The following is an 18,783-nucleotide window of genomic DNA, read 5'->3' as shown; positions in this document are numbered from 1 at the left end:
CGGGGACGAGGTTTTGTCGATGGAACCCGGCCCCTCTTCCCTCTCCCGCCCCGCACGCCGGGCCAACCGCAACTAGGCTTGTTGGGGCGAACGAACGGCGCGGAGCGCCCCCGGCGATCCACGCCGGTGCAGTCCCCGCCACATCGAAGGAGCTGGAGAAACCCAATGACGGACATCACCACCACCCCCCAGTGGGAGGCGCTCGAAGAGCAGCAGAACCGCATCATCGATCTGGATCTGCGCGGCATGTTCGCCGGGGATCCGGAGCGCGCCTCGAAGATGACCTTCGACGCTGCGGGGTTGCGCGTCGATCTGTCCAAGAATTTCGTCGACGATGACGTGCTGGCCGCGCTCGTCGACATCGCCCGCGCCGCCGACGTGGAAGGTGCCCGCACCCGGATGTTCTCGGGCGAGCACATCAACTTCACCGAGGACCGCGCGGTGCTGCACACGGCTCTGCGCCTGCCGGTGACGGAGGACCTGGTCGTCGATGACCAGGACGTCGCGGCCGACGTGCACGACGTGCTGGGCCGCATGCGCGACTTCGCCCGCGCCCTGCGCTCGGGTGATTGGCTGGGCCACACGGGCCGCACCATCAAGACGGTCGTCAACATCGGTATCGGCGGCTCGGACCTGGGCCCGGCGATGGTGACCAAGGCGCTGCGCACGTACGCCACCGCCGGCATCGACGCCCGGTTCGTCTCCAACGTCGATCCGTCGGACCTGTCGGCGGTGCTCGACGAGGTGGACCCGGAGTCGACGCTGTTCATCGTGGCGTCGAAGACGTTCACCACGCAGGAGACCCTGTCCAACGCCCACGCCGCCCGCCGCTGGCTCATCGAGCAGCTGGGCGACGAGGCCGCGGTGGCCAAGCACTTCGTCGCGGTGTCCACGAACGCGGAGAAGGTCGCGGAGTTCGGCATCGACACCGACAACATGTTCGGGTTCTGGGATTGGGTCGGCGGCCGTTATTCCGTCGATTCCGCCATCGGACTGTCCATCATGGCCGTCGTCGGCCCGATGGACTTCATGCGTTTCCTCGAGGGCTTCCGCCTGATGGACGAGCATTTCCTCGACGCGCCGTTGGAGGAGAACGTGCCGGTCCTGATGGGCCTGCTGGGCATTTGGTACGGCGAGTTCCTGGGCGCCGACTCCCACGTGGTGCTGCCGTACTCCGAGGACCTGTCGCGGTTCCCGGCGTACCTGCAGCAGCTGACCATGGAGTCCAACGGCAAGTCGGTGCGCCGCGATGGCGAGTGGGTGGATTGCGACACCGGCGAGATCTACTGGGGCGAGCCGGGCACCAACGGCCAGCACGCGTTCTACCAGCTGCTGCACCAGGGCACTCGCCTGGTGCCGGCCGATTTCATCGGATTCGCCCGTCCCCGCCAGGATCTGCCGACGGCCGACGGAACCGGTTCGATGCACGATCTGCTGATGTCGAACTTCTTCGCGCAGTCGAAGGTGCTGGCCTTCGGCAAGGACGAGGACGAGCTGGCGGCCGAGGGCGTGCCCGCCGAGCTGATCCCGCACAAGGTCATGCCGGGCAACCGACCGTCGACGACGATCCTGGCCGAGGAGCTCACCCCGGCCGCGGTCGGCGCGCTCATCGCCCTCTACGAGCACATCACCTTCGTGCAGGGCGTCATCTGGGACATCAACTCCTTCGACCAGTGGGGCGTGGAGTTGGGCAAGAAGCAGGCCGGCGATCTGCTGCCGGCCGTGACGGGCGAGACCGAGCCGGATTCCGGCGACGCCTCCACCGACGCGCTGCTGACCTGGTACCGCTCCAAGAAGTAGGCCCGTTCCCGGGAGTTCCCCGCTTTACGACGGCCCGTCCTCTCCCCCGAGGGGCGGGCCGTTTCGCATGCGCGGAAAGCGGCGAACCCCGGACACGATGAACCCCCGACCGGATGCTCCCGGTCGGGGGTTCGCGTCAGACGGTGGGCCCGAAGGCGTGCCACCGCCCGGCCGTCTTCCGGTGCGGCCTGCGCCGCGAAGTTCTATCCGGTCGGGCAGATGACCTCGACGCGGACCTCGTCGGTGCGGTCCTCGTCGTCGTACTTGCCGGTGCCGGTGATCAGCCACTTGTCGCCGTCGCGCTCGACGACGGCGTTGGCGGCGTTGTCGTCGTCGATCTCGATGTCCATGTTGGCGGTGTCGATGTCCAGCGACTCCAGGACCGGGGTGCCCTCGGGGTCGTTGATGTCGATGTCGACCTGGCCGGTGTCGGAATCGTCGGCGCCGATCTCGATGTCGAGGTCGTTGTCGTCGTTGTCGATGGTGCAGCGCACCGGGGTGAACTGGCCGTCGACGTCGTTGCCGCCGACCTGGACCACGGCGGCGTCCTGGCCCAGCGGGGCCTGGGTGGTCGTGGTGGTGGCGTCGCCGTCGGTGGTCGTGGTCGCCCCGTCATCGTCGCCCGAGATCGCCTCGGAGATCTTGGTGTCCTCCGGGGCGTCGGTCACGACGGTGGTGTCCTCGTTGTCGGAGCAGGCCGTCATGGCCAGCGTCAGCGCCGGAATGGCGAGCAGAGCGGCGGTGCGGTTGCGGAGCTTCATCTTCGTCGTCCTCTTCATCGTCGTCATCTTCAATATTTCACTCGGTACGCAACTCAAAGGTAACGGCCATTCACTCTCGTCGCCAAGCATCATTCCCGAATTGAAGGGGAACCGTTACGCATATGTCACACAATTCGGCGACCGGGGCGAGTCGCCGCAAGTCCGCGTCAGAAGGGGGAGAACCCGCTGCGGGCACGGTCGGCGTCGACGATCTCCTTGCCGAAGGGGAAGCAGGTCACGGGGATCATCCTCACGTTGGCGATGGCCAGCGGAATGCCGATGATGGTGATCGCCTGCGCGATGGCGGTGGTGATGTGGCCGATGGCCAGCCACACGCCGGCGATGACGAACCAGATGACGTTCATGAAGACGTTGACGCCCGCCGAGCCGCCCGGGCGGTCGACGACGACTCGGCCGAAGGGCCACAGGGCGTAGGACGCCATGCGGAACGAGGCCACGCCCGCCGGGATCGTGACGATGAAGATGCAGGCCACGACGCCCGCGAGCACGTAACCGAGCGCCAGCCAGATGCCGCCGAAGATGAGCCAGATGAGGTTGAGTACGAGGTTCATGCGCCCGAGCGTATTCACTCCGCCCGCATCGGGCGCGCCGATCGGCCACACCCTATGATCGAAGACATGTCTGCCTACGTCGATGACGACATCCTGACCCTCCGCCTGGCCCAGGGCACCGGCGAAATCCTCAAGGGCGTGCGCAACGTCGGCCTGCTGCGCGGTCGCGTGCTCGGCGACGCCGGCGACGCACTGTCGCAGGAGTGGATCGCCCGCGTGCTCCAGCAGCACCGCCCCGACGACGCCGTGCTGTCGGAGGAAGCCGCCGACAACCGCGACCGCCTGGACAACAGCCGCGTCTGGATCATCGACCCGCTCGACGGCACCCGCGAGTTCGCCGGTGGCCGCCAGGACTGGGCCGTGCACATCGCGCTGATCGAGGACGGCACCCCGGTCCACGCGGCCGTCGGCCTGCCGGATCTCGGCCAGGTCTTCCACACCGGAGAGGCGAAGGCCGTCACCGGCCCGATGTCGAACAAGATCGTCGTCTCCCGCACCCGCCCGCCGGAGGTGGGCAAGTTCGTCGCCGAGAAGCTGGGCCGCGAGCTGGTGCACATGGGCTCGGCCGGCGCGAAGGCCATGCACGTGCTGCTCGGCGACGCCGACGCGTACATCCACGCCGGCGGCCAGTACGAGTGGGACTCCGCCGCGCCGGTGGGCGTCTGCAAGTCGGCGGGCCTGCACGTTTCCCGTCTCGACGGTTCGGAGCCGGAGTACAACCAGGTCGACACGTTCATGCCGGACATGCTGTTCTGCCGCCCGGAGATCGCCGACGACATCCTCGCCGCGGTCGCCGAATACAAGGAGAAGCACGGGGACTTCTAGGCGGCGGGCCACCGCCCTCCGACGCTCTTTCGGTGGGCCGGTACCCTGGGCCGCATGAGCGCGAGCACCTCCCCTTCCGCCACGACCGTGAAGACGCCGTACGAGGATCTCCTCCGCGAGATCCTCGCCGACGGCGCCCCGAAGGCCGACCGCACGGGCACCGGCACCCGGTCGCTGTTCGCCCGGCAGATCCGCTACGACCTGTCCGAAGGCTTTCCGCTGCTGACCACGAAAAAGGTCCACCTCAAGTCGATCATCTACGAGTTGCTGTGGTTCCTGCGCGGCGATTCCAACGCGACGTGGCTGCAGGAGCGCGGCGTGACCATCTGGGACGAGTGGGCCGACGCCGACGGCGATCTCGGGCCGGTCTACGGCGTGCAGTGGCGGTCGTGGCCGACGCCCGACGGCCGGCACATCGACCAGATTTCCCGTGCGCTGGACACGCTGCAGAACAACCCGGATTCGCGCCGCAACATCGTGTCGGCGTGGAACGTCTCGGAGCTGGAGAACATGGCGCTGCCGCCGTGCCACCTGCTGTTCCAGTTCTACGTCGCCGACGGCAAGCTCAGCTGCCAGCTGTACCAGCGCAGCGCCGACATGTTCCTGGGAGTGCCGTTCAACATCGCCAGCTACGCGCTGCTGACGCACATGTTCGCGCAGCAGGCGGGCCTGGAGGTCGGCGAGTTCATCTGGACCGGCGGCGACTGCCACATCTACGACAATCACGTCGAGCAGTGCGAGCTGCAGGTCTCCCGCGACGCCCGCCCCTACCCCACGCTGAAGTTGCGCAAGGCGGAGTCGCTGTTCGACTACGACTTCGACGACGTCGAGGTCGTCGGCTACGACCCGCACCCGCCGATCCGCGGGCAGGTGTCGGTCTGATGTCCGGGTTCGAGTCGGGGCAGGCCTCGCTTGACGACGGCCGGCGTCCCGGCCGTCCGGCCTCCATCCGGATGATGTGGGCACAGTCGTCGGACGGCGTGATCGGCGACGGGGACTCGATGCCGTGGCACATCCCGGAGGACCTGGCGCATTTCAAGGCCACGACCATGGGCGCGCCGGTGATCATGGGCCGCCGCACGTGGGATTCGCTGCCCGCCAAGTTCCGTCCGCTGCCCGGCCGGCGCAACGTCGTGCTGTCGCGGTCGATGACGCCTGAGGACGTCCCCGGCGCGGAGCTCGCCCATTCCCTCGACACCGCCCTCGATCTGATCGGCGATGTGCCGGTCGCGTGGATCATCGGCGGCGGCCGCGTCTACCGCGAGGCGCTGCGCATCGCCGACGAGTGCGAGGTCACCGAAGTCGACGGCGTCTTCGAGGTCGATACCCCGGTCCTCGCCCCGGAATTGCTCGGCTGGCGCCCGGTCCGCAAGGGAGAGTGGGCGACGTCGTCCAACGGCCCCCGCTTCCGCTTCACCACGTGGCGGCCCCGCGAAGAGTGACGTCGGCCACCCTGCGGGGGTCCACCGGAACATTCCCGGTGGCGGCGCCGTTGCAGGGTTCATGACCAACGACAAGCTGCCCCTGCCGAAGACGACCGAAGCCGTGACCATCTACGCGACCAGCTGGTGCCCGTACTGCCAGTCGCTGATCAGCGGCCTGAAGCAGCGCGGCGTCCCCTTCGAGGCCTGGGACGTGGAGAAGCACGCCGACCTGTCCGCCTGGGTCGAGTCGGTCAACGGCGGCAACCGCGTCGTGCCCACCGTCCTGTACTCCGACGGCACCCACGCCACCAATCCGGCCGCGGCCGAGGTGGAGATCAAGCACGCGGAGCTGACCTCCGCGTAGTGCCGCCCAAATAGTGCCGCCCGTCCCCTTCGGGGACCGGCAACGACGAAAGCCGCCCGGGAAACCGGGCGGCTTTCGTCATGACGCGGGGATCGCGCCGACGGCCCTAATCCAGGTCGTCGTGCGCCATGAGCTGGCGCGCGGCCTCGGTGATGGAGCCCGACAGCGACGGGTACACCGAGAAGGAGCTGGCCAGGTCGGCGACGGTGAGCTGGTTGGACACGCACACCGCGATGGGCAAGATCAGCTCCGACGCCGTGGGCGCCACGACGACGCCGCCGATGATCATGCCGGAGTTCTTGCGGCAGAACAGCTTGACGAAGCCGCGGCGCAGCGAGCGCATCTTCGCGCGCGGGTTGCCGGCCAGGGGGAACACCTCGACGCGGGCGGAAACCTCGCCCGACTCGATCTGCGCCTGCGAGACGCCGACAGTGGCGATCTCCGGGCGCGTGAACACGGCCGAGGACACGGTGCGCAGGCGAATCGGCGACACGCCCTCGCCCAGCGCGTGGTACATGGCGATGCGGCCCTGCATGGCCGCCACCGACGCCAGGGGGAACAGGTCGGTGCAGTCGCCGGCGGCGTAGATGCCCGGCACGGAGGTGCGGGAGACGCGGTCGACCTTGATGTGGCCGGACTGGGCCATGTCGACGCCCACGGCCTCCAGGCCCAGGTCCGCGGTGTTCGGGATGGAACCGACGGTGATCAGGGCGTGGGAGGCCAGAACCTCGCGACCGTCGGAGGTGACCACGCGGACGCCGCCGTCGTCGGTGCGCTCGACGAGGTCGCAGCGCGCGTTCTTCACCACGTCGACGCCGCGTTCGAGCAGCACGCCCTCCAGGGCGTCGGCCGCGTCGGCGTCCTCGTGCGGCAGGATGCGGTCGCGGGAGGCGACCATGGTCACCTTCACGCCGAGCTCCGTGAACGCGGAGACGAACTCCGCGCCGGTGACGCCGGAACCGACCACGACGAGGTGTTCGGGCATCTCCTCGAGGTCGTAGACCTGGCGCCACGTCAGAATGCGCTCGCCATCCGGGCGGGCGCCCGGCAGGATGCGCGGGGAGGCGCCGGTGGCCACGAGCACGAGGTCGCACTCGATGGTCTCCTCGCCGCCCTCCAGCAGCTCCACGGTGACGTAGTGGGTGATGCGGCCCGGCTCGTAGTCGTCCAGTCGGCCGCGGCCCTGCAGCATGCGGATGCCCTCGCGGTCCATCTGCGCGCGGACGTCGTCCGACTGCGACTCGGCCAGGTGGCGGACGCGGTCGTTGACGGCGGTGAAGTCGATCTTGCGCGACGAGAAGTCCGGGCGCAGGCCCATGTCGTCCGCGCGGCGCATGTCGGTGCGCACGCCGGTCGCGGCGATGAACGCCTTCGACGGGACGCAGTCGTACAGGACGGAGGAGCCGCCCATGCCGGCGTCTTCCACCACGGTGACCTCGGCACCGTACTTGGCGCCGACGAGCGCCGCCTCGTAGCCGGCGGGGCCACCGCCGATGATCACGATCCTCTTGGTCACGGGTCCTCCATGTTCGCCTGATTATGCGTCGCCCAGTCTAACGGAGGCGGCGGACCCTGCCCGACGGGCTTCAGTTCATGCGGATCGCCGGGCCCGAACGGTCGGAGTCTCCGTTCTCGTAGCGGGCGACGATGCCGCCGAAGAGCCGCACGCCGACGCCGAGGCAGCGTTCGTCGACGACGATGTCGTCGCGGTGCAGATCATGCTTCTCCCCGCGCCCCGACCAGCAGCCCAGGCGCGCCATGGCCCCCGGCACGTGCTCGAGGTACCAGCCGAAGTCCTCGCCGCCCGACGACTGCGGTGCCTCGATGACGGCGTTCTCGTCGACGCGGCGGACGGTCTCGGCGACCAGGGCGGTGCAGTAATCGTCGTTGAGCACCGGCGGCACGCCACGCTCGTAGTCGAGCCGGTGGGTGGCGCCGGTCGGCGCGAGCACCTCGTCGATGAGTTCGCGCAGCAGCGGGTCGATCGCCCGCCACGTCTTGATGTCGGCGGTGCGGATGGTGCCCCGCAACCGCCCCTCGGCCGGGATGGCGTTGGGCGCGTAGCCGGCGTTGATGGCACCGAAGACCAGGACGGTGCCGGTGCGCGGATCCACGCGGCGGCTGAGCAGCCCCGGCAGATCGGTGACCAGCTTGCCCAGCGCATAGACGACGTCCGTGGTCAGATGCGGGCGCGAGGAGTGCCCGCCGGGGCCCTCGACGTGGATGTCCAGAGTGTCCGACGCCGACGTGATCGCGCCGACGCGCACGCCGACGTGGCCGACGCGCAGTTTCGGCTCGCAGTGCACGGCGAAGATCCGCTCGACCCCGTCGAGCGCCCCGAATTCGATGACGTCGGGGGCGCCGCCGACCATGACCTCCTCCGCCGGCTGGAAGATGAACCGCAACGGCACCGGCAGCGTGTGCTCGCGCTGGTACTCCGCCATGGCGATGGCCGTGGCCAGGGTGATCACCGTATGAAAATCGTGGCCGCAGGCGTGCATGACGCCCTCGTTGACGCTGGAGTACGACAATCCCGTCGCCTCGGTGATCGGCAGCGCGTCCATGTCGCCGCGGAACGCCAGGCGACCGACCCGCTCCCCCGCCGCCCCGGAATTGCCGGAGGCGTCGCCGATGTCCACCATCAGCCCGGTGTTGGGGAACATGACGGGCTCCAGGCCCGCCGCCCGCAACTTGTCGGCGACGAACTGCGTCGTGGAGTGCTCCATGTGCGACAACTCGGGATGGGCATGCAGATGCCGGCGCCACGCGAGCACCTGACCTTCGTTGCGCGTCCACCAGTCCCGAATGAAGTCTTCCATCACAATTTCCGAGTGTAGGCGCACCCGGGCCGCCGACTTGCGGGGTGGTCTCGGCCCATGAGGGGGCGGTGCCTCCTCCGTTCCGTCGATGCAACGCCGCTGTTCTGCGACAATGGCGGCATGAACAGCCCCCGCGGCAATGGCGATTTCCCGTACTCCGACAGCTCCTCCTTCCACCACGAGCCTCGGTTCGGGCAGAACTTCCCCCATCCGCCGTCTCACCCCCATCCGCCGTCGCAGCCCTTTCCCGGAACGTCGGCGCATCCGGCCGCCCCCGTGGGCCCGGCTCGCGGGTCAAGGGCCTCGGGGGCGCTCATCGGCGGAATCGCCGTGGCCGTGATCGCCCTGATGCTGGTCGCCGGCGTGGGCGTGGGCATGTGGCTGAACGGCAGGGATTCCGGAGCCTCCGGCGGCCCCGGTGGTGATGGCCCGGTCGCCCCGGTCGCGCAGCCGACGACCGTCGCCGGGCAACAGGCTCAGCCGGAGACCGTCACCGTCACCGAAGAGGCGCGGGAGGATGCGGGGCAGACGCGGCACACGGCCACGTCGACGCCGCGCACGTGGTCCTCGACCCCCACGGATCTGGGCACCGGCCGCTCGGACGTCGACTCCTACGGATGGAAGGATTCCTACGCCCGGTGCGGGATGCGCGGCCAGGCGGTGGCGGTGCTGATGGTCCGCGATTCGGCGGGCGATCCGATGCTGACCGTGGCCTGCATGAACGCCGACGGCCCCATGTACTACCGCGGTACCGGCACCGCCGGTGACTTGGAGGCCGACATCATCGTCGACGAAGGCGACCGCATCGTCGCGCAGAACGGCGCCTGGAAGTACCAGATGTCGCCGAGCGGGCTGGTGATCACGGAGAACAACGTGGTCAAGCACTCGTACCCCGCGGAGGTGTGGGGCGCCGAGTGACGGTTGCGGCCACACGGCGGACCTTTCGGCCGCCGTGCAACTTCGGCCCCATCCTTCACATCCGTCACGGGCCCCTGCAACAATGAGCCCATGAGCTCATCCGACGATCGCGACGCCACCACCTCGAGGACGCTGGCCATCGCCATCGGCGTGGTCGCCGCCGCACTGGTCTTCGTCGTCGCGGTGGCCGTCGGCCTGTACCTGGCCGACGGCGACGACGACCCCGGCGTCCCCACCGCCGCCCCGGGAGCCCCGGCGTCGCAGGAGACGTCGGAAAGCCGTTCCCCCTCCCCCTCTTCATCGGAGACTTCGGAGAGCACGTCCGGTTCCACCACGTCGTCGACCCGGACCAGCACCTCCAGCTCCGAGCCGACGACCGAGCCCCGCGATGATTTGGGCACGGGCCGAGACGACGTCGATGCCCGCGGCTGGATCGCCTCCCGCGCCCGCTGCCACGACGGCGACCGCGCACTGGCCGTCGTCGCCACGGAAACCGGCACCCGCGCCGCCGCCTGCGAAACCCCCGGCGGCGACAAGTACTACCGCGGCGACGCCGGCGACGTCGGCTCGCTGGAGGCGCCGATCATCGTCGACGAAGGCGACCGCATCGTCGCCCGCAACGGCGCCTGGAAGTACCAGATGAGCCCCGACGGCCTGATGATCACCGAAAACAACGAGGTCCGCGACACTCAGGCCGCCACCGCGTGGGGGCGGGCCTGACCAACGGGCCGGCCGCTGGACCGCCGCACCGGCCGTCGTCAAGCGACCAACCCAAAGCCGCCGACGGCCGAAAGTGACGGGCCTACAGATCGATGTTGCGCGGCCCGTAGAGGCGATCGCCGGCGTCGCCGAGGCCGGGGACGATGTAGGCGTCGTCGTTGAGATCCGGGTCGATGGTCGCGGTGACCAGGCGCACGGGCAGGCCGGAATCCTCCAGGGCATCGACGCCCTGCTGCGCCGACACCATGCACACGGCGGTGATGTCGTCGGCGCCGCGATCGACCAGCAGGCGCAGCGCGTGCAGCAGCGACCCGCCGGTGGCCAGCATCGGGTCGACGAGGAACACCGGCTGGCCGGACAGATCATGCGGCAGCGCCTCGAGGTAGGGCACGGGCTCGTGGGTTTCCTCGTCGCGGGCCAGGCCGATGAAGCCGACCTGCGCGTCGGGGATCATCGACAGCGCGGGGTCGATCATGCCCAGCCCGGCGCGGATGACGGGCACCACGATCGGCGGCTTGCGCAGGCGGTGGCCGCGGGCGGTGGTCACGGGTGTTTCCACGTCGAAGTCCTCGACGTCGAGGCCGCGGCTGGCCTCGTAGATCAGCATCGCGCCGAGGTCGGCGAGGGCGGTCCGGAAACCCGAATTGTCGGTGCGGGCGTCGCGCATGATGGTGAGGCGCGACGCCGCGAGCGGATGGTCGACGACGGTGATGTCCATGGCCTCCAAAATACAACGACGGGGGCAGAGGGCAGGGGGCGCGCGGAAATCAGATGGAACCGATCGGTGCCGGGGCGCGTCTAAGGGGGCGACACGATTCTTCGCGAGCAGAGGAGCCCCCATGCCCTTCCCACCACTTCCGAGCCCCCACCTGACCGCCGATCCGGAGTCGCTGGCGGCCTCCGCGGCGGCGTTGCGCCGACTGTCCGTGGGCGGGTCGCCGCAGGCCGGGACCTTTCCGGTGCCGCTTGACGACGCCCACGTGCCCGCCGTCGCCGGGGATTCCGGCATCGGCCGGTTCCTGGCCGCGCTGTCGTCGGCGGCGCGGGCCCAGCAGGCGCGGGTGGGTGCATTGGCCGACTACGCCGACGGGGCGGCCGGGGCCATCGATTGGTTCACCGGGGCGGTGGATGACGTCGAGTCGGCGTCGTCCGGGCGTTTCGGCCGCGACGGGGAGGCGATGGCGTGATCTCCCCGATGCAGGACGTCCCGCGATTGCTGGCCTCGGCCATCCCGGCGGTCGCGGCGCCGGGCGCGGCCGCGGCCCCCGCGATGGTCGACGATTGGTTCGGCGTGGCGGAATCGGTGGCGCGGCAGTGGACGGGCGACGGCGGCGACTCGGCGGCGACGAGCCTGCTGCGCGCGGCGACGGGCGCCGCGGAAGTCGACGGGCATGCGACGGGCATCGACGCGGCCGCCACCGAAGGGCTCGGCGCCATCGCCGCTGCGGCGGTCGACCTGGCGATGTTGGCCGCCGAATTCCTGGTGAAATGCGCGGGCAGCGCCCCCGGGGCGATGGGGGCGGGACCGGCGGCGCCGCTGCTGGCCATGACGGGGATGCAGGGCCACGCGGTGGAAACCCTCGGCGAAGCCGGCGGGCGGCTGGCGCGGCTCGACGCGGAGCTGACCGCACCGACGTCGACGTTGGAGTCCATCGCGGGGGCGGACGTGGACATCCCCGCTCCGCCGATGGTGCCGGCGGGAATGACGGATCCGGCCATGGCGGGGGCGGGCGCTCCGGGGACGGGGACTGCTGCTTCGAGGTTCGGAGCAGGTTCCGGAAGGACCGCGCTACCGGAGTCGGGCACGGGGACGGCATCGGAGACCGGCGCCGGCGATGGGGCGCCGACGCCGGAAGCGCGTGCCGCGGTGCAGCACGCCCTGTCGGCGGTGGGCACCCCGTACCAGTGGGGCGGCAACACCCCGGGCGTCGGTCTGGATTGTTCCGGGCTCACGCACTGGGCCTACGGCCAGGCCGGCGTCGAGATCCCGCGCACGGCGGCGGAACAGGCGGTCGGCCGGCCCGTCGACGGCTCGGAGCTGTTGCCGGGCGACCTGGTGGTCTGGGACGGCCACGTCGCCATGGTCGTCGGCGACGGCCAGATGGTCGAAGCCGGCGATCCCGTGCAGGTCAACCCCATCCGCACCACGAACATGGACATGGGGTTCCGGGGGTTCTGGCGGCCGACGGGCTGATCCGGCCGTGGCGTGGTCGCCTCCCCCACCTGGCCGGGTATCCTTCCGGGTGCACCGATCACCGATTGAACGACGTTAGGACGAACCATGGCCAGGCAGGGCATCGTCGCCATTGAGCTGGAGCTGACCGAGGGCACCGCGTACACGCTGTGGGCGCCGAGCTGGCGGGAGGGCAACGCCGAGTGGCAGGCCCTGATGGGCGAGGGCGACGACGTCCTGATGTTCTCCTCGCGGGCGGAGCTGCTGGCCCACCTGCGTTCCGGGGGAGCCCACGACATGACGTCGCACCCGTCGTGGCGCCGTTTCGAAAACGAACTGCCGGCGTCGGTCATCGCGGAGCCCCGCGACCGCCACGACCTGGTCGGCCTGCCCGACACCCTGGCCGGCAAGGCGGATCACGACCACGTCTCCACTGCCGATCGCGCCCTGGGCATCACGCGTTCCATCGGCGCCATCGCCGACGTGACGCCCATCAACCGAATGTTCGCGTCGAACTCCGTGCTGGCCGCCACCGCCAACGGCGCCGACCACTTCCACGGCGCGGGCGCCGCCCAGTGGTCCGCCATCGGCCGCGTCATCCTGCTGAACTGGGACAACTGCGTCGACGCCCTCGACGAGCTGTTCACGAAGGGCCGCAAGGCCGCCGGCGAGCCCGACGCCGACGCGGTGAAGGCCGCCGAAGCGGAGCTGGAGGAGGCCGAGAAGACCGTGGAGGCCCGCCGCGCCGCCGCCAAGGAGGCCCGCGCGAAGGAGAAGGCCGCCGCGGCGGCCGCCGCCGACGAAGCCGACCCGTACGACTCGACGGTGTGGGCGCGGGCGGGCATCGATCCGGTGCGCATCGCCATCGGAGGCCGCACCCTGTACACGCTTCGCTGCTACCTCGACGGCGCCCCGGTGTTCCTGGGCCGCCACGGTTCGATCCACACGTTCCCGCAGCCGCGCACCCTGGTGCGGTGGCTCATCGAGAACGACGACCACGATCTGGCCGCCATGAGCACGTGGGACGAGGTCATGACCGCCGCCAACGCCGGCGAGTTGGAGACGGTCGTGCACCCGGACAACGAGTACTCCTTCACCGGACTCATCGAGGACATCAAGGCCGGCCCCGCCAGCGTCGATCCGGCGCAGCTCGGCCGCGCCTACGAGCTGCTGGCCGACTCCGCCGACTGGGCGGGCGACGACGCCGTCAACGAGGTCCTCGCCGGCAACCAGCAGCTGCAGTGGTTGCTCAACTACCTCCTCGACACCGGCGAGCAGTCCGAGCCGGTGCCGCCGTACGACGACGAGGCCGATGGCTGGGCCCGCCTGGAGAAGGGTCTGACCGCCCGCTTCACCACCAAGCTGTAACGGCAGCGCCAGCACGGCGAAGGACCGCCGCCCGGAATGCTCCGGGCGGCGGTCCTTTTCGCGTCACGAGTGCGGCGCGGGATCAGCCGATCGTCGGCTCCTCGTCCTCGCACGGGTCGATCTCGCCGTCACCGTCCTGGTCGGTGAGCTCCAGGTAGGGCGGGTAGATCAGGGTGTCGAGGATGCGCTCGCGGGTCGGCAGATCCGCGAAGGCGCTTTCGATGGCGTTGCACGTGAGCTGGAACAGCTCCGTGTAGCCGTAGTCGAAGACGTCGACGAGGATCATCATTTCCCGCGTCATCGTCGTGCCGCCCAGCAGCCGGCTGCCCGTGTTCACGGTGCAGGTGAAGCCCAGGTCGTCGAGGAGCGGGAACGGGTGGTCCGCCATCGCGTCGACGATCCCCGTCTGCACGTTGGCGGTCGGGCACAGCTCCAGGGGGATGCACCGGTCGCGGATGTGGCCGGACAGCCGCTGCAGCTCGACGCCGTCCATGCTCGACGTCAGGTCCTCGAAAACGCGAGGGCCGTGGCCGATGCGGTTGGCGCCGGCGACGACGGCGGCGCGCACGGAATCAAGTCCCGCGCCCTCGCCCGCATGGATGGTGACCGGGGCCAGGTGCTCGCGCAGAATGTCGAACGCGGCCGAATGCAGATCCGGGGAATGGCCCTCCTCGGGGCCGGCCAGGTCGAACGCGACGACGTAGTCGTGGTCGGCGTTGTCGGGAAGGTTGTCGACGACGAGCTGCGCGACCTCCCCCGACCGCTCGCGATCGCGCATGGCCGACAGGATCAGCCGCGCGGTGATGTCGTGGCCCGCCTCCGCGGCGGCGTTCTCGCCCTCCATCAGGCCCTCGACCACGGCGTCGACGACCTGCTGCATCGACAGCCCGCCGTCGACGTGGAACTCGGGGGCGATGCGCAGTTCCGCGTAGACGACGCGGTCGCCGGCGAGATCCTCGACGGCCTCCCGGGCGATGCGGGTCAGCGACTCGGCGGTCTGGGTGACGGCCTTGGTGTGCGCGAACGCCTCGAGGTAGGCCGGGAGGCTGCCCGCGTTGCCCGCCTCCACGAACCAACGCGCGAGTTCCTCGGGATCCGACGAGGGCAGCCCCTCGTACCCCGCATCTTCGGCGAGTTCGATGAGCGTGACCGGGCGCAGTCCGCCGGAGAGGTGATCGTGGAGGACCACCTTCGGCAGATCCGCGACGACATTCGCCTCGACCTGCTGAGGGTCGAGGCTCATCTCGGGTGAGTTGTGCATGACTGGTCAGCGTATAACAGATTCACCCTCGGTTCCATTCCAAATGGGGGTCACCCGCGTCCGGACCGGCGGAGACGAGGGACTAGCGTGATCTGGCGATGGACACCACGAACCCCCTCCGCGCCGCAGGTCCGGCGTCGCGCGGCACCGCACTCGCCATGGCCGCGACCCTGATGCTGGCGGCCGCCCCGTTCACCGCCGGACACCCGGCGGTGGCCGCCCCGACGTCGGAACCTGCCGCACCGGCTGCACCGGCTGCACCGGCTGCACCGGGCGCACCGGAGCCCGACGGAACTTCCGCGCCCGACGACTCGGCGCCGGAAGAGGAGTCGAAGGAAGAGGAAACGGTGGGGCCCGCCCCCGGGCGCCGCGACACCCGGGACTGCGCGTACCGGACCACTCCCCCGCCTGCCGTGGATTCCTCCGAGGTTCCCGCACCCGGATCCCCCACCCCGGATCCACTGCCCGTGCCCGCGACCCCGGCGGGCGGCCCGCGCATGGCCGACTGCGACGTCGTCGCCGCCCGCGGCTTCACCGCGCCCGAGGACGTCGCGGCATCCGCGTGGATCGTGTTCGACGCCGGCAGCGGCGACGTCATCGCGGCGAAGGACCCGCACGGGCGCTACCGTCCGGCGTCGATCGCCAAGGTCCTGCTGGCGCTGGTCGCCATCGACGAACTCCCCATGGACCGCACCATCACGGTCCGCCACGAGGACGCGGCCATCGAAGGATCCCGCGCCGGAATTCTCGAGGGCGTGGACTACACCGTCGAAAAGCTTCTTCTGGGGCTGCTGATGAGCTCCGGCAACGACACCGCCTCCGCGCTGTCCCAGGCACTCGGCGGCCGCGACGAGACCCTGCGCAAGGTCAACCGCAAGGCCCGCGAACTCGGGGCGACGGACACTCGCATCGCCGACTACACCGGGCTCGACGGCCCCGGCCAGGTCACCTCGGCATTCGACATGGCGCTGTTCTACGCCGCCGCTTTCGCCGACCCGGAGTACGAGCGCCTCAGCGGCACCCCGCTGACCGAAATGCCCGGCGACGAGGAGGCGGGCATCGAGGGATTCACCATGTCCAACGACAACCAGCTGCTCGCCTCCGGTTTCGAGGGGGCGCTGGGCGGCAAGACCGGATTCACCGACGACGCCCGCCACACCTTCGTGGGCTTCGCCGCCCGCGACGGCCGCCGCCTCGGCACCATCGTCCTGGACACCACGGTCGAGGAAGGCCCCCGCGCATGGCAGCAGTCCGCGGCCCTGCTGGAAGCGGGCTTTGCGACGGCCCCCGATTCGTCGGTCGGCGATCTCGCGATTCCCGCTGCGGGCGACGGCGCGGACGACCTGGGCCCGGAGGACATGGAAGACGAAATCCTCGACGCCACGGGCGACGAGGATGAAGGGGGCCCGTCGACGCGGGACATCGCGATCGTGTCCGGCGCCGCGGGCCTGGTGCTGGTTGCCGTCGGCTGGTTCGCCGTCAGGTCCAGGCGACGCTGATCACAGGCGCAGCAGGCGGGCGACGGAACCCTTCGGGGCCGCTGCCTCCGGGCGGACGTTGATGACGGCCGGCGGCGGGGCGTCGGGCTTCTCCATTGCCATCGCCTCCTCGGTGGTGGCCGTCCACGCCGACGCGTACATGGTGATGCGCCAGATCAGGTAGAACACGACCATCAGACCGATGATCGGGCCGAAGACCGCGCCGGCGGGATTCGACAGCGCGTTGGAGAAGAACAGCGAACCCAGCTGCTTGACCACCTCGAGGCCGATGGCGCCGATGACCGCGCCCTGCATGGCGGGCTTCATGGGGACCTTGCCGCGCGGCAGCGACGCGAGCATCCAGAAGAACAGGATCCAGTTCGCCACCAGGCCCAGGGCGATGGCGACGACCGTGGTGAGGATGCCGATGCCCGGCACCCCGTCCAGGCCGACCTTCTCCACCAGCGACGACGTCAGGCCCGAGGAACCGATGGCGGTGACGGCGAAGGTCAGGGCGATCATCAGCATCATGCCCAGCAGGCGGATGAAATCGCGCAGCTTGCCCAGCACGAAGTTCTCGGCGATGATCGGCCGCTTCCACAGGGCGGTGACGCCCATGCGCAGGTTGCCCATCCAGCTCAGGCCCGACCACAGGGCGGTGATGAAACCGATGGTGAACACGCCGCCGGCCTGGCTCACCGCGCTGTCGATGATCGACGTCACCGTCTCGCCCATCTCACCGCTGAGGTTCTGGGTGATGCCGTCCTCGATGGTCCGCATCATTTCGTCGTTGCCCCGCAGCACGAAACCGAGGATGGCGAACGCCAACATCAAAAGCGGGAAGACGGACAGCACCGAGAAGTACGTGACGCCCGCGGCGAAGTGGTTGCCGCCCTCCTGCGAGTACCGCTCCTGCATGCGCATGACGTGGTCGAGCCACCCGTACTTCATGCGCATCTTGTCGACGAAACCGGGATCGTCGTCGGTGACTCGTTCGATGCCGTAGCGATCGGTCTTCTTCGGGTCGGGACGCGTCGATGTTGCCACCGCTCGAACCTGCTTTCGTCGTGGGGGAGGAAAGAGGCCGGTCACCGGCCCCGATCATCCGGGCGAACGTTACGGGGCCAGTTTACCGGTCCGCCCTCTCGGCGACGCGGTGAGCGTCGTAAAGCAGCCGTAAAGAAGCTAAGCCGTTACCGACCCGCCGAGCGGAGAAAACCGACCCGCTCGTAGACCTGCTCCAGGGTCCGGGAGGCGACCTCGCGGGCGCGGTCGGCGCCATCGGCGAGGATGCGCTCGAGCTCGCCGCGGTCGGCCATCAGCTCGTCGTAGCGGGCGCGCAGCGGGGTGGTGAACGCCTCCAGAGCTTCCGCCGTATCACCCTTGAGCTGGCCGTACCCGGCCCCGGCGGTCTGGTAGCCGGCGACGATGTCGTCCACCGGCACGCCCGTCAGGCTCGACTGGATGACCAGCAGATTGGACACGCCCGGCTTGTTCTCGCGATCGAAGCGGATGTCGCCGTCGTTGTCCGTCACCGCCGACTTGATGCGCTTGGCCGACACCTTCGGGTCGTCGAGCAGATTGACGATGCCCTTCGGGTTCGAGCCCGACTTGCTCATCTTCGACGTCGGGTCCTGCAGGTCGTAGATCTTCGCCGAACCCTCGAGGATGTGGGCCTCGGGCACGACGAACGTCTTCTTGTAGCGGGAATTGAAGCGCTGCGCCAGGGTGCGGGCCAGCTCCAGGTGCTGGCGCTGATCCTCGCCCACGGGCACCAGCTGCGGGCGGTAGAGCAGGATGTCGGCGGCCATGAGCATCGGGTAGGCGAACAGGCCCGCCGACGTGTGATCCGAGCCCTGCTTGGCGGACTTGTCCTTGAACTGCGTCATGCGCGACGCCTCGCCGAAACCGGTCAGGCAGGTGAGCACCCAGCTCAGCTCCGCGTGCTCCGGCACATGCGACTGGACGAACAGCACCGACTTGGCCGGGTCGATGCCCAGCGCGATGAGCTGCGCCGCACCCGCGATGGTGCGCTTGCGCAGCTCCTTCGGATCCTGCTGCACCGTGATCGCATGCAGGTCGGGGATGAAGTAGTACGCGTCGAAGTCGTCCTGCAGTCCGATCCACTGCTTCACCGCGCCCAGGTAATTGCCCAGATGGTACGAATCCGCGGTCGGCTGAATGCCGGACAGCACGCGCTGACGGCGCTCCGGGGAGCCGCCGGCCGGGCCGGATGCGGACGAATCGGTGGTGGTGGTCGGATCCTGCTGCGTTGCCATGCCCGAAAGTGTAGTTCGACC

General features: G+C 69.7%; 19 protein-coding genes. 11 read left to right on the top strand and 8 right to left on the bottom strand.

Features of this window, described 5'->3' with window-relative positions; translation table 11 throughout:
* Positions 1 to 165: 165 nt before the first annotated feature.
* Positions 166 to 1,800, top strand: coding sequence for a glucose-6-phosphate isomerase (pgi, locus tag CX1_RS03390; RefSeq protein WP_060925287.1), 1,635 nt, complete (start codon positions 166 to 168; stop codon positions 1,798 to 1,800).
* Between the two features lie 203 nt (positions 1,801 to 2,003).
* Here the strand turns inward: pgi and CX1_RS03385 are convergent, their stop codons facing one another.
* A complete protein-coding gene (locus tag CX1_RS03385) occupies positions 2,004 to 2,588 on the bottom strand; it encodes a lipoprotein LpqH (RefSeq protein WP_046651430.1) in 585 nt (194 codons plus the stop codon).
* Between the two features lie 140 nt (positions 2,589 to 2,728).
* Positions 2,729 to 3,133: a YccF domain-containing protein gene (locus CX1_RS03380; protein ID WP_046651431.1), complete on the bottom strand. Its 405-nt coding sequence runs from the start codon at positions 3,131 to 3,133 to the stop codon at positions 2,729 to 2,731.
* A 66-nt stretch (positions 3,134 to 3,199) separates the two neighbouring features.
* Here CX1_RS03380 and CX1_RS03375 point away from each other — a divergent pair, with 66 nt between their 5' ends.
* The 4 genes from CX1_RS03375 (at position 3,200) to CX1_RS03360 (ending at position 5,746) form a co-directional block, all read left to right on the top strand.
* Complete coding sequence (locus CX1_RS03375) at positions 3,200 to 3,958, top strand: 3'(2'),5'-bisphosphate nucleotidase CysQ (RefSeq protein ID WP_046651439.1); 759 nt, start codon at positions 3,200 to 3,202, stop codon at positions 3,956 to 3,958.
* Between the two features lie 54 nt (positions 3,959 to 4,012).
* On the top strand, positions 4,013 to 4,840 hold the full coding sequence (locus CX1_RS03370) for a thymidylate synthase (RefSeq protein WP_046651432.1): 828 nt from the start codon (positions 4,013 to 4,015) through the stop codon (positions 4,838 to 4,840).
* Entirely contained in the window at positions 4,840 to 5,400 is a 561-nt protein-coding gene (locus CX1_RS03365; RefSeq protein ID WP_052753353.1) for a dihydrofolate reductase, read from the top strand. Before CX1_RS03370 ends, CX1_RS03365 begins: the two co-directional genes overlap by 1 nt.
* A gap of 61 nt (positions 5,401 to 5,461) precedes the next feature.
* A complete protein-coding gene (locus tag CX1_RS03360) occupies positions 5,462 to 5,746 on the top strand; it encodes a mycoredoxin (protein WP_060925286.1) in 285 nt (94 codons plus the stop codon).
* A gap of 106 nt (positions 5,747 to 5,852) precedes the next feature.
* On the opposite strand, the gene CX1_RS03355 is transcribed toward CX1_RS03360, so the two are convergent.
* Together CX1_RS03355 and CX1_RS03350 are read right to left on the bottom strand one after the other, a co-directional pair.
* A complete protein-coding gene (locus CX1_RS03355; protein WP_046651434.1) occupies positions 5,853 to 7,262 on the bottom strand; it encodes an NAD(P)H-quinone dehydrogenase in 1,410 nt (469 codons plus the stop codon).
* A 70-nt stretch (positions 7,263 to 7,332) separates the two neighbouring features.
* The gene (locus CX1_RS03350; RefSeq protein WP_174520142.1) at positions 7,333 to 8,565 is read right to left on the bottom strand and encodes an amidohydrolase; all 1,233 of its coding nucleotides are present in this window, start codon (positions 8,563 to 8,565) and stop codon (positions 7,333 to 7,335) included.
* A gap of 330 nt (positions 8,566 to 8,895) precedes the next feature.
* Between CX1_RS03350 and CX1_RS03345 the strand changes: the two genes are divergently transcribed.
* Both CX1_RS03345 and CX1_RS03340 read left to right on the top strand, forming a co-directional pair.
* Entirely contained in the window at positions 8,896 to 9,483 is a 588-nt protein-coding gene (locus CX1_RS03345) for a hypothetical protein (protein ID WP_046651436.1), read from the top strand.
* Positions 9,484 to 9,573: 90 nt separating this feature from the next.
* A complete protein-coding gene (locus CX1_RS03340) occupies positions 9,574 to 10,203 on the top strand; it encodes a hypothetical protein (RefSeq protein WP_060925285.1) in 630 nt (209 codons plus the stop codon).
* A gap of 82 nt (positions 10,204 to 10,285) precedes the next feature.
* Here the strand turns inward: CX1_RS03340 and upp are convergent, their stop codons facing one another.
* Positions 10,286 to 10,921 (bottom strand): uracil phosphoribosyltransferase, encoded by a 636-nt coding sequence (gene upp / locus CX1_RS03335; RefSeq protein ID WP_046651437.1) that lies wholly within the window; start codon positions 10,919 to 10,921, stop codon positions 10,286 to 10,288.
* A 121-nt stretch (positions 10,922 to 11,042) separates the two neighbouring features.
* On the opposite strand from upp, the gene CX1_RS03330 reads away from it, so the two are divergent.
* The 3 genes from CX1_RS03330 (at position 11,043) to CX1_RS03320 (ending at position 13,744) form a co-directional block, all read left to right on the top strand.
* Positions 11,043 to 11,390 (top strand): hypothetical protein, encoded by a 348-nt coding sequence (locus CX1_RS03330; protein WP_046651438.1) that lies wholly within the window; start codon positions 11,043 to 11,045, stop codon positions 11,388 to 11,390.
* Positions 11,387 to 12,397, top strand: a complete 1,011-nt coding sequence (locus tag CX1_RS03325; protein WP_255217630.1) for a C40 family peptidase — start codon at positions 11,387 to 11,389, stop codon at positions 12,395 to 12,397. Before CX1_RS03330 ends, CX1_RS03325 begins: the two co-directional genes overlap by 4 nt.
* An 87-nt stretch (positions 12,398 to 12,484) precedes the next feature.
* Positions 12,485 to 13,744 carry a hypothetical protein gene (locus tag CX1_RS03320; protein WP_046651054.1) on the top strand — a complete coding sequence of 420 codons (1,260 nt, stop codon included), beginning with the start codon at positions 12,485 to 12,487 and terminating at the stop codon, positions 13,742 to 13,744.
* 82 nt (positions 13,745 to 13,826) lie between these two features.
* On the opposite strand, the gene CX1_RS03315 is transcribed toward CX1_RS03320, so the two are convergent.
* The gene (locus CX1_RS03315; protein WP_046651055.1) at positions 13,827 to 15,005 is read right to left on the bottom strand and encodes an adenosine deaminase; all 1,179 of its coding nucleotides are present in this window, start codon (positions 15,003 to 15,005) and stop codon (positions 13,827 to 13,829) included.
* Positions 15,006 to 15,103: 98 nt separating this feature from the next.
* Between CX1_RS03315 and CX1_RS03310 the strand changes: the two genes are divergently transcribed.
* Complete coding sequence (locus CX1_RS03310) at positions 15,104 to 16,504, top strand: D-alanyl-D-alanine carboxypeptidase family protein (protein ID WP_193600460.1); 1,401 nt, start codon at positions 15,104 to 15,106, stop codon at positions 16,502 to 16,504.
* On the opposite strand, the gene CX1_RS03305 is transcribed toward CX1_RS03310, so the two are convergent.
* Positions 16,505 to 17,530 (bottom strand): YhjD/YihY/BrkB family envelope integrity protein, encoded by a 1,026-nt coding sequence (locus CX1_RS03305; protein ID WP_046651056.1) that lies wholly within the window; start codon positions 17,528 to 17,530, stop codon positions 16,505 to 16,507. It abuts the gene before it with no gap.
* A gap of 146 nt (positions 17,531 to 17,676) precedes the next feature.
* Positions 17,677 to 18,762, bottom strand: coding sequence for a tryptophan--tRNA ligase (gene trpS / locus CX1_RS03300; protein WP_046651057.1), 1,086 nt, complete (start codon positions 18,760 to 18,762; stop codon positions 17,677 to 17,679).
* Between the last annotated feature and the right edge of the window lie 21 nt (positions 18,763 to 18,783).

The organism is Corynebacterium xerosis NBRC 16721 = ATCC 373, assembly GCF_001552415.1.
GTDB classification, from domain to species: domain Bacteria; phylum Actinomycetota; class Actinomycetes; order Mycobacteriales; family Mycobacteriaceae; genus Corynebacterium; species Corynebacterium xerosis.
This window is presented reverse-complemented; position numbering and strand designations above follow the sequence as displayed.